General features: G+C 70.5%; 11 protein-coding genes. 4 read left to right on the top strand and 7 right to left on the bottom strand.

Annotated features, from left to right (window positions below):
• Positions 1-146 precede the first annotated feature (146 nt).
• The 4 genes from galE to ACFQ87_RS13500 form a co-directional block, all read right to left on the bottom strand.
• Positions 147-1,142, bottom strand: a complete 996-nt coding sequence (gene galE / locus ACFQ87_RS13515; protein WP_380610861.1) for a UDP-glucose 4-epimerase GalE — start codon at positions 1,140-1,142, stop codon at positions 147-149.
• Between the two features lie 196 nt (positions 1,143-1,338).
• A complete protein-coding gene (locus tag ACFQ87_RS13510) occupies positions 1,339-1,536 on the bottom strand; it encodes a hypothetical protein (protein ID WP_380610860.1) in 198 nt (65 codons plus the stop codon).
• Positions 1,533-1,817: a hypothetical protein gene (locus tag ACFQ87_RS13505; RefSeq protein WP_380610859.1), complete on the bottom strand. Its 285-nt coding sequence runs from the start codon at positions 1,815-1,817 to the stop codon at positions 1,533-1,535. Before ACFQ87_RS13505 ends, ACFQ87_RS13510 begins: the two co-directional genes overlap by 4 nt.
• Positions 1,814-2,221, bottom strand: coding sequence for an ATP-binding protein (locus ACFQ87_RS13500; protein ID WP_380610858.1), 408 nt, complete (start codon positions 2,219-2,221; stop codon positions 1,814-1,816). The genes ACFQ87_RS13505 and ACFQ87_RS13500 overlap by 4 nt, the downstream gene beginning before the upstream one ends.
• A 237-nt stretch (positions 2,222-2,458) precedes the next feature.
• Here ACFQ87_RS13500 and ACFQ87_RS13495 point away from each other — a divergent pair, with 237 nt between their 5' ends.
• Together ACFQ87_RS13495 and ACFQ87_RS13490 are read left to right on the top strand one after the other, a co-directional pair.
• Entirely contained in the window at positions 2,459-3,316 is an 858-nt protein-coding gene (locus ACFQ87_RS13495) for a helix-turn-helix domain-containing protein (RefSeq protein WP_380610857.1), read from the top strand.
• A 28-nt stretch (positions 3,317-3,344) separates the two neighbouring features.
• Positions 3,345-3,554, top strand: coding sequence for a DUF397 domain-containing protein (locus tag ACFQ87_RS13490; RefSeq protein ID WP_380610856.1), 210 nt, complete (start codon positions 3,345-3,347; stop codon positions 3,552-3,554).
• Between the two features lie 61 nt (positions 3,555-3,615).
• On the opposite strand, the gene ACFQ87_RS13485 is transcribed toward ACFQ87_RS13490, so the two are convergent.
• The 3 genes from ACFQ87_RS13485 to ACFQ87_RS13475 all read right to left on the bottom strand — a co-directional run bounded on the left by ACFQ87_RS13485 (position 3,616) and on the right by ACFQ87_RS13475 (position 6,387).
• Positions 3,616-4,725 (bottom strand): hypothetical protein, encoded by a 1,110-nt coding sequence (locus tag ACFQ87_RS13485; RefSeq protein ID WP_380610855.1) that lies wholly within the window; start codon positions 4,723-4,725, stop codon positions 3,616-3,618.
• A gap of 91 nt (positions 4,726-4,816) precedes the next feature.
• Positions 4,817-6,160 carry a diaminopimelate decarboxylase gene (gene lysA / locus ACFQ87_RS13480; protein ID WP_380610854.1) on the bottom strand — a complete coding sequence of 448 codons (1,344 nt, stop codon included), beginning with the start codon at positions 6,158-6,160 and terminating at the stop codon, positions 4,817-4,819.
• Positions 6,161-6,198: 38 nt separating this feature from the next.
• The gene (locus ACFQ87_RS13475; RefSeq protein ID WP_380610853.1) at positions 6,199-6,387 is read right to left on the bottom strand and encodes a hypothetical protein; all 189 of its coding nucleotides are present in this window, start codon (positions 6,385-6,387) and stop codon (positions 6,199-6,201) included.
• 352 nt (positions 6,388-6,739) lie between these two features.
• Between ACFQ87_RS13475 and kdpB the strand changes: the two genes are divergently transcribed.
• Positions 6,740-8,932, top strand: a complete 2,193-nt coding sequence (gene kdpB / locus ACFQ87_RS13470; protein WP_380610852.1) for a potassium-transporting ATPase subunit KdpB — start codon at positions 6,740-6,742, stop codon at positions 8,930-8,932.
• Positions 8,933-9,114: 182 nt separating this feature from the next.
• Positions 9,115-9,600 carry a universal stress protein gene (locus tag ACFQ87_RS13465; protein ID WP_380610851.1) on the top strand — a complete coding sequence of 162 codons (486 nt, stop codon included), beginning with the start codon at positions 9,115-9,117 and terminating at the stop codon, positions 9,598-9,600.
• Positions 9,601-9,617 lie beyond the last annotated feature (17 nt).

Below are 9,617 nucleotides of genomic sequence, written 5' to 3'. Positions count from 1 at the left end.
GGGGGGGGGGGGGGGGGGGGGGGGGGGGGGGGGGTGGGGGGGGGGGGGGGGGGGGAGGGGGGGGGGGGGGGGAGGGGGGCAACCCCCGCGAGCGAAAACAACGCTCCCCTCCCCCCCCCGTTGCGCCCGTGGTGGGGCAGGAGGCATCACTCGTCCTTGAGGATCGTGTGGCGGGCGCTGTTCCAGGCCAGGGCTGCGGCGATGCCGTCCTGGAGGGTGTGGGCCGGGTTCCAGCCCAGTAGGTCGCGGGCACGGTCGATGGCGGGGTAGGCGCCGGCGTTGTCACCGGGACGGGCGTCGGCGAGGTGATGGGCGAGTGGCTCGCCGGTCACGTCCTCGAAGGCCTTGATCAGTTCGAAGACGGTGGTGCCGTTGCCGGAACCGAGGTTGACGGGCAGGTAGCGGGGCCCGGCCTCGGGTACGACGGTGTCGAACCGGCGTACGGCGGCGATGTGGGCCGCGGCCAGGTCCCAGACGTGGACGTAGTCGCGGATGCCGGAGCCGTCGCGAGTGGGCCAGGCGGTGCCGGTGACCGGGAACGACTCACCCGCGCGGTAGCGGTCGATCATGACGCCGAGGGCGTGGGTCGGCCGGGTCGTCTGCAGGCCGGTGCGGAGCTTGGGGTCGGCGCCGATGGGATTGAAGTACCGCAGGGTGATGACGCGCAGCGGGGTACCACCGGTGATGTCCTCCAGCGCGCCCTCGAAGGCGGCCTTCGTGCGCGCGTACGGGGACAGCGGCTTGAGCGGAGCGGCCTCGGTGATGGCCTGGCCGGAGTCGTAGATCGAGGCCGAGCCGGAGAACACGAGCCGGTGGCAGCCGTTGCGCAACAGACGGGTGACCAGGGCCAGGCCCTTGGTGACGTTGGCATCGTAGTAGCCGAGCGGGTCGGCGACGGAATCGGGGACGACGATGCGGGCGGCGCAGTTGATGGTGGCGTGAATATCCGGGTGGTCATGGAAGATGCGGTCGATCAGATCGCCATCGGAGATGTCGCCCTGGTAGAAGGTACGGCCGGCGGCGAACTCGGGCCGTCCGGTGGACAGGTCGTCCAGGAGGACGGGCTCGATGCCCTCGTCCAGGCAGGCGCTGGCAACGGTGGATCCGATGAATCCGGCGCCGCCGGTGATGAGAACCTTCATGCTCTCTCCCAAGTCGGTTGCTGTCCCATGACACGAACTGTCGTCGAGGTTAACGAAACCCGCTCGTCGGCCCCGAAGTTCGAGATCAGCCACCCGATCACCCGCCACCCCACCGCCGTGCCGCCCGTGTCGTGACCAGGCGTTGGACACATTCCGGGCGGCAAGGGCGGGCGGGCGAAGCAACCGGGTTACCGGTTTACGCGAGCGGGTGGTCGGCGGCCTGCTGGAGTACTGCGCGCAGCAGCGCTTCGGCGTTGCCCGGGACGGCCGCCCAGAGCTGTATCTCGACGTGGGCGGCCTGGCGGCGGGGGCTGATGGCGCGGATCGGGCGGGAGAACTGGGCGTTCAGGCACCACCACACCTCGATGCGGGCCCAGGTGAGTCGCCGGGTCATTCGGGAGCCTCCTCCGAGCGCAGGTAGATCGAGTGGGCGGACTCGATGCCGATGAAGGCGATCGCGCGCACCGCGCCGAACTCGACCAACTGGCGGGCGATTCGGGCGGCGGAGGCCTCGCCGAACAGGTCGGCGAGGTAGCCGGCCTGGTCGTCGTCGAGGGGCAGCCGGGCGAGGCTGGTGCGAATGGCGTCGAGGGCGTCGGAGAGCTTGGAGAAGGTGGCGACCTTGGTGACGCCCTTGATCTCGACGGACACCGGGAAGGGGAGTTCGACGTTCACTGCGCGCCTCCGATCAGGGCCCACATCGCCTTGCCGATTCCGCCCGCGCGAGGGCAACAGCCCCAGCTGGCGGCGAGCTGGGAGACGAGCCAGAGACCTCGTCCGGCCTCGTCGTGGTCGGCGGCGGGGTGCGCGGTCGGCCGGTTCGGGTCGGCGTCGTGCACCTCGATGCGGAGCGCGCCGGGGCGGAGTTCGAACTGGAGGTAGATGAGTCGTCCGGGCGGCGTCTTGGCGTGGACGACCGCGTTGGTGACGAACTCGCTCAGCACCAACTCGCCGGTGCGGAAAAACGGTTCGCCGCCAGGACGGTCGGCGACGAAGTCGCGGAGCAGTCGTCTGGCAGCGGGGACGGACTTGTGGTGCCGGGGTAGCCAGCAGGAGTACTTCTCCAACGATCCGGGCATGGCAGGGCCTCCTCCGGGTGTGGTGGGAAAGGTTGCGATCCGGAGGGCGGCGGAAGGCAAAGGAATGCCCGAGCGATGAGCCGCCAGGATCACGCTGTGTAGTGCATTGCACTACGCCAAGTAGCATGCACTGGCGCCGACGCTGATCGCAACATGAAGTCTGCAATTTGCAGACTGGTGCGCTCTTCCCCGACGATCCGTCACAATGCAGATTGGAGAGGGCAAGAGAGGATCGGCATGAACGACGGACCAAGGCCGACAGTGCGCGGCCGTCGGCTGGGCTCGGAGCTTCGACGGCTTCGGGAACTCGCGAGCAAGTCCACTGAGGATGCCGCCGGGGCTCTCCAGTGTTCCCGCGCGAAGATCAGCCGGATAGAGACCGGCTCAGTGGGGATCCGGCGTTTGGACCTCGGAGTCCTGCTGGATCTCTACGGCGTCACCGAACCGTCCGCCAGAGACGCTCTCGAAACGATCGCCCGGGAAAGCAAGAAGCGCGGCTGGTGGCACGACTACGGCGACACGATTCCACCCGCGTTCGCAGACTTTCTCGATCTGGAAGGCGACGCCACGTACATCCAGACGTGGCAGCCCCTGGTCATCCCGGGCCTCTTGCAGACCGAGGGCTACGCCCGGTCGCTACTGGAGGCGAACCCCGCCGCCGTTCGCCCGGAGCGCATCGATCAGCTGGTCAAGGTGCGAATGGAGCGTAAGGCGGTTCTGACCAAGCCCAACGCGGCGCGATTCTGGGCGATCATTTGGGAACCGGCGCTCCGGTGCCCCGTGGGTGGTGCCGATGTGCACCGGGAACAGTTGCGCTACCTCGCCGAAGCAGCGCAACTCCCCAACGTCAGAATGCAGGTCGTGCCGCTCGACGTCGGCGCCACAGCCGGGGCCTGCGGCGGATTCGTGATGTTCGGGTTCACGGACTCGCCGACGCCGGGCGCGGTGTCGCTGGAGACGCTGACCAGCAGTCACTATCTGGAGCAAGAGGCAGAGCTGGACGGCTACGGACTCGTCTTCGACTACCTGCGGTCATCGGCCCTGAACCCAACCCAGTCACTCGATATGATCACCGCCATCGAGGCAGAGACGTGAGTGCCAGATCAGATGAGAGGGTGAGCACATGACCATGCCGAAGATCTCCGCCCGGGGTTGGTACAAGAGCAGCTACAGCGCTCAGGCAACCGATTGCGTAGAAACCGGGCCCATCGCCGCTGGTGGAATGGCCGTCCGAGACTCCAAGGACCCTGGCGGCCCCGTGCTCGTCTTCCCCGCCGACACGTGGTCGACATTCGTCAGCGCCATCAATGCCGGGGACATCCCCAGCGCCTGAACACGCCTGCGCGAGAAGTCGGCCGGGCCGACTTCTCGCGCAATGCTCAGGCCCCAGCTCGTCATGCCCGGTAGCGGCGAACGGCCTGCGCCTCGGCTCGTTCGACCGTCGCTCGGCCGTGGACGTGGACCAGCGCCAGGTGGAACAGTGCCGGGGCTGCCGGGGCCCAGCGGTGGATGCGGTCGGGGTGGAGCAGGTATCCCGCTACCGTGGCCGCGCGGAAGGGAACGTAGTCGATGGTCTCGTGTTCCCACCGGTCGGCGACCCCTCGGCTCAGCCGGTCCTGGAGGCCCTGGCGGGTCAGCTCGTTCAGGCGGGCGTAGAAGTGGGCGCTCCAGTGGCGCTTCTCCACGTCCAGCACGAAGGCCAGGAGTTCGAGCGAGTACTCGTGCGGCTCCAGCGACAGTTCCTCCCGCATGCCGCGCCGGGCGACCGCGTGGAGGACCGGTGCACTCCTGCCGGACGAGTCGATCTGCCGTGACACGCCCTCGTTGACGGAGGAGTTCCAGGTGCCCGGCGCTATGCGAACCCGGTTGCTCCGCTGACTGACGACCAGCATGTCGTCGGCGGTCACCACGGCGACGTTGACACCCAGGCTGCACTGCAGGAACGCCGGCGCTTCCAGCGGGCGATCGGGGTCGAGGTAGCGGGACCGCAGGGTGGATCCGTCGGGCGTCCGACGGTCGAGTTGCTGGGCCGCGAGGAAGGTGTAGTAGTCCGTGGGCCGCAGTCGCAGGCGGACCTCGGGATGCTCCTCGACGGGCGTCCGGGAGATGTCGAGCGACTCGACCGCGTACCGGAGACCGTTCCAGACCGGCGTCCGGCCCTCTTCCTGGAGCCGGCTGCTCTCGGCCGCTATCTCGTCCCACCAGTGCGCTATCTCGCCCGGGAGCCTGGTCTCGCCGTCGAGGACCTGGATGTGAACGCCCTCGGCGGGGATGGGGTGTTCGCCGTCGCCCTCGACGATCAGCGCCGAGGTGTGGAGCGGCCCCAGCGAGAAGGTCGTCCATGACGGACTCGACTCCGACCTGGATCGAAGGCTTCGCACCGCTCCGACCGAGCGCCGGCGCACCTTGAACCATGTGTCCTGCAAGGGCTGTTGGAACAGCACCGCGAACAGCATCCCGATCACGGCGCCGGCGACGCCGTTGACCACATCCACTCCGCCCATGCGGCGGAGCGTAGCGGGGACGGCCGGGCCTCGCGGGATCTTGGCACTTCCGTTATCCCGGTCCGACGCACGCGAAGTCGGCCGGGCCCGCTCAGCGGCCGACTTCGCGCAGGCGGAAGTCCTCGACCGTCTCGCGGCGGATCAGCAGGCGGGCCCGGCCGTCCTTTACCGCCGCCACGGCCGGGCGGCCGACCAGGTTGTAGCCCGACGCCATCGACAGCTGGTATGCGCCGGAGGCGGGTACCGCGAGCAGGTCTCCCGGGCGCAGGTCGGCGGGCAGCACCGCATCGCGCACCAGCACGTCGCCGGCCTCGCAGTGGCGGCCGACCACGTCCGTGCGGGCCGTGCCAGCGTCCGAGCGGCGGCCCACCAACCGTACGCTGTAGGGCGATCCGTACAGTGCCGGGCGCGGGTTGTCGCTCATCCCGCCGTCCACGGCGACGAAGCACCTGCCGTCGGCGGTGTGCTTGACGGACAGCACCCGGTAGACCGCCACGGCGGCCGGCCCGGCGATGGCACGGCCCGGCTCGACCACCAGGCGCGGCACCTCCAAGTCCGCCTCGGCGCAGCGCACCGCCAGTCGGTCGGTGACCCGGACGGCGAACTCGGCGAGGTCCAACTCCGCGTCCCCGGGCAGGTAGCGGATGCCGTGACCGCCGCCGAGGTCCAGCTCGGGCAGTTCCACGCCATGGTGGTCGCGTACCTCCGCCAGCAACCGCACCAGCGCGTCCACGGCCCACAGGTACGGTTCCACCTCCGTGATCTGCGAGCCCAAGTGGCAGTGGAGTCCCGCCAGTTCCAGGCCGGGCTGGTCGAGCACCCGGGCGATCGCGTCGGCCGCGTCGCCGCCCTCGATCGGGAAGCCGAACTTCTGCCCGCCGACGCCGGTTTGCACCGCCGTGTGGTGTCCGGCGGCGATCCCCGGGACGACCCGGACCAGCACCTTCTGCGGGGTGTCGGCGGCCACCAGCGCGGCCAGCCGGGCGATCTCCGCCGGGCCGTCGATGACGATCCGCCCGACCCTCAGCCGCCGCGCCAGCCGCAGCTCCTCCGGGGACTTGGCGTTGCCGTGCATCAGGATCCGCTGCGCCGGGAACCCGGCCGAGACGGCCAACCACAGCTCACCCGAGGAGCAGACGTCCAGGCCGAGGCCCTCCTCCGCGACCCAGTCGGCCATGGCGCTGCACAGGAAGGCCTTGGCCGCGTACAGCACCTCGGCGTGCGGCAGCGCCCGCCGGTAGGCCCGCGCGCGGCTCCGAACCTCGCCTTCGTCCACCACATACAGCGGGGTGCCGAACCGCTCGGCGGCCTCGGCCAGCCCGACCCCGCCGACCAGCACCTCACCACCCGGGCCCGGCCGGGCCGAGGCCGGCCAGGGGCCGCCGAGCGCGTCAGCGGAGACGGTGGGGACGGGAGGGGCGATGAGCTGGGTCATGGCGGCTACTCCTACGAACAGGCGGGAACGGTGGTGGGTCAGTCCTCGTAGTGCATCGCGAACCGGCAGTGCGCCGGGCGGGTCCGGGCCTCGTCGACCGCGGCGGCCTCCGCAGCCGGCGAGGGCGGCTCCGGGCGGTCCTGACGTCCGGCGGCGGGCACCAGACGGATGGTGCGCTCGTACGGCCGGTCGGCGTCGACGTCGATGACGGCGGTGGCGGTGGTCACGGCTGGCTCCTCGGGTCTGCGGGGCCGTCGTCCGGCGGCCCTCGGTTCCAGTGGAGACCCTCAGTACGCCGATGGCACCCGGCCTTGACGCACGGCCTACGCATCGGGGGCGTACCTTGACGACTTCCTGACATTCCCCGTCATCCCCCCGCCCCGAACAGGAGTTCGCGCAGGTCAGGGCCCGAATCGATCATGGTGTCAGGGAACTGTCAAGGAAGGCCGGTTCCCCGCCAAGCCTGCGTCAAGAGCCGCTTGGCGCTGCCGATTGCGGTGGTGGGCTGTCGGCCGTTCCCCGTCGCCACCGAGCCCGCCGCCCCGCCGCTTCGGGGCGGCCCGGAAGGTCCCCGAGACGATGCGCCGTTCGGCCCTCACCACACCGGATGCCACCGACCACCAGCAGAAGCAGAACTGGTTCCGCCGCCCGCCCCTCGAGCCCGAACAGCCCCCGCAGCACCACCCGAGCCACCGCCCGTCCTCGCCCGGAGGCCGCCGCACGCTGATCACCCGGCAGCAGCTGGCCGAGGCGCTGCCCGCCGCCGTCCGCAAGCTCCACCCGCGCACCATGATGCGCAACCCGGTGATGCTCGTGGTCGAGACCGGCTCGGCGCTCACCACCATCAGCGCGGTGATCCACCCGAGCGTCTTCGCCTGGGTGATCTCCTTCTGGCTCTGGCTGACCGTGCTGTTCGCCAACCTCGCCGAGGCCGTGGCCGAGAGCCGGGGCAAGGCGCAGGCCGAATCGCTGCGCCGCGCCCAGGCGGGCACCACCGCCCGACGGCTGCTGCACTGGCGGGTCGGTACCCGTGACCACCGCCACGAGGTGCTCCCCGCCGAGGAGTTGATGCTGCACGACATCGTGCTCGTCCCGGCCGGGGAGGTCATCCCGCAGGACGGCGAGGTGGTCGAGGGTGTCGCGAGCGTCGACGAATCGGCGATCACCGGCGAGTCCGCACCCGTCATCCGCGAGTCCGGCGGCGACCGCACCGCCGTCACCGGCGGCACCAGGGTGCTCTCCGACCACCTGATCGTCCGGATCACCTCCCGCCCCGGGCAGAGCTTCGTGGACCGGATGATCGCCCTGGTCGAGGGCGCCGACCGGCAGAAGACGCCGAACGAGATCGCGCTGAACATCCTGCTCGCCTCCCTCACCATCGTCTTCCTGCTCTCGGTCGTCTCGCTCCAGCCGATGGCCATCTACGCCCACGCGCCGCAGACCACGATCGTGCTGGTCGCACTGATGGTCGCGCTGATCCCGACCACGATCGGCGCCCTGCTGTCCGCGATCGGCATCGCCGGAATGGACCGCCTCGTGCAGCGCAACGTGATCGCCCTGTCCGGCCGGGCAGTTGAGGCCGCAGGCGACGTCGACGTGCTGCTCCTCGACAAGACCGGCACCATCACCTACGGCAACCGCCGGGCCGTCGCACTGCACCCGCTGCCCGGCGCCACGATGGAACAGCTCGCCGAGGCGGCGCAGTTGGCGTCCGTCGCGGACGAGACCCCGGAGGGGCGCTCGTTGATCGAACTGACGAATCGTCAGTACTGGGTTCCGCCAAGGGCTCCCGGCGAACTGGGCGAGCAGCAGCCCGTGCCGTTCACCGCGCACAGCCGGATGAGCGGCGTCGACCTGCGCTGGTCGGACGGCAACGGTTGCCTGATCCGCAAGGGCGCGGCCGCGGCCGTCGCCCGCTGGGTGGTGGACTCCGGCGGGCGGCTGCCGATGGAGGCCAAGCCGCTGGTGGACCGGATCGCCGAGACCGGCGGCACTCCGCTGCTGGTCGCCGTGCACGACCGGCACGGCGCCCGGGCGCTCGGCGTGGTCGAGCTCAAGGACGTGGTCAAGGAGGGCATCGCCGAACGCTTCGCCGAGCTGCGGCGGATGGGCATCCGCACCGTCATGGTCACCGGCGACAACCCGCTGACCGCCAGGGCGATCGCGGAGGAGGCCGGTGTGGACGACTTCCTCGCCGAGGCCACCCCCGAGGACAAGCTCGCCCACCTGCGACGCGAGCAGGCCGGCGGGAACATGGTCGCGATGACCGGCGACGGCACCAACGACGCCCCCGCCCTCGCCCAGGCCGACGTCGGCGTCGCGATGAACTCCGGCACCCCGGCCGCCAAGGAGGCCGGCAACATGGTCGACCTCGACTCCAACCCGGCCAAGCTGATCGACATCGTCCGGGTGGGCAAGCAACTCCTCATCACCCGGGGCGCGTTGACCACCTTCTCGATCACCAACGATGTGGCCAAGTTCTTCGCGATCATCCCCGCGATGTTCGCGAACGCCTACCCCGGGCTGCACCACCTCAACATCATGGAACTGCACAGCCCCACCTCGGCGATCGCCTCCGCGATCATCTTCAACGCGCTGATCATCATCGCGCTGATCCCGCTGGCGCTGCGCGGCGTGCGCTACCAGCCCTCCTCCGCGACCGACCTGCTCCGGCGCAACCTGCGGGTGTACGGGCTGGGCGGGCTGATCCTGCCGTTCCTCGGGATCAAGGCGATCGACCTGCTGATCCAGTTCGTGCCGGGACTGGGCTGAGGCCTCCGAAGCGGCGGACCTGTCAGAGGGCCGTCAAGATGTGCGCGACCGGCGTCATGACCGTGTCAGCGGCCGTACGGACGTTGCTGTTCGGGGGTTCACTGGAGTCATCCGAAGCAAGGAGTACCGAACCGGCGGAACTCGACCGGAGTGACCTACCGGAGAGACGGAGGCGAACGGCCATGACCGGCACATCCCGAGTGATCGTCGGCCTGAGCGGATCACTGAGCAGCCTGGCCGCCCTCTACCACGCCGTCGGCGAGGCGGCCCGGCACGAGGCCGTGCTGGTGCCCGTCGCCGCGTGGACGGCGGGCGACAAGGACGGGCTGCGCCCGCTCTCCGAGCTGGAGCACGCCGCCCGGCGGCGGCTGGACATCGCCTTCGAACAGGCCTACGGCGGCTACCCCTCCGGCCTGGTCATCCACCCCATGGTGGTGAACGCCGAGCCGGGGCCCGCCCTGGTCGCCGCCGTCACCGGCCCGGACGACCTTCTCGTCCTCGGCGCCGCCACCCGGCGCGGCTTCGACCGGCTGCGCGGCACGTCGGTCGTCCGGCACTGCCGGCACCGGGCCGGCTGCCGGGTGGTCGAGGTCTCGCCGTCGGCGCTGCTGACCCGCCTCGAACTGCCCGCTCGTACGGGGGCACCGCTGCCGCTGCTCGCGCGGTGAGCGCGCGACCCTTCCGA

The organism is Kitasatospora sp. NPDC056531 (assembly GCF_042794375.1).
Classification (GTDB): Bacteria; Actinomycetota; Actinomycetes; order Streptomycetales; family Streptomycetaceae; genus Kitasatospora.
The sequence above is the reverse complement of the archived record's forward strand: the minus strand, read 5'-3'. Positions and strand labels throughout refer to the sequence as shown.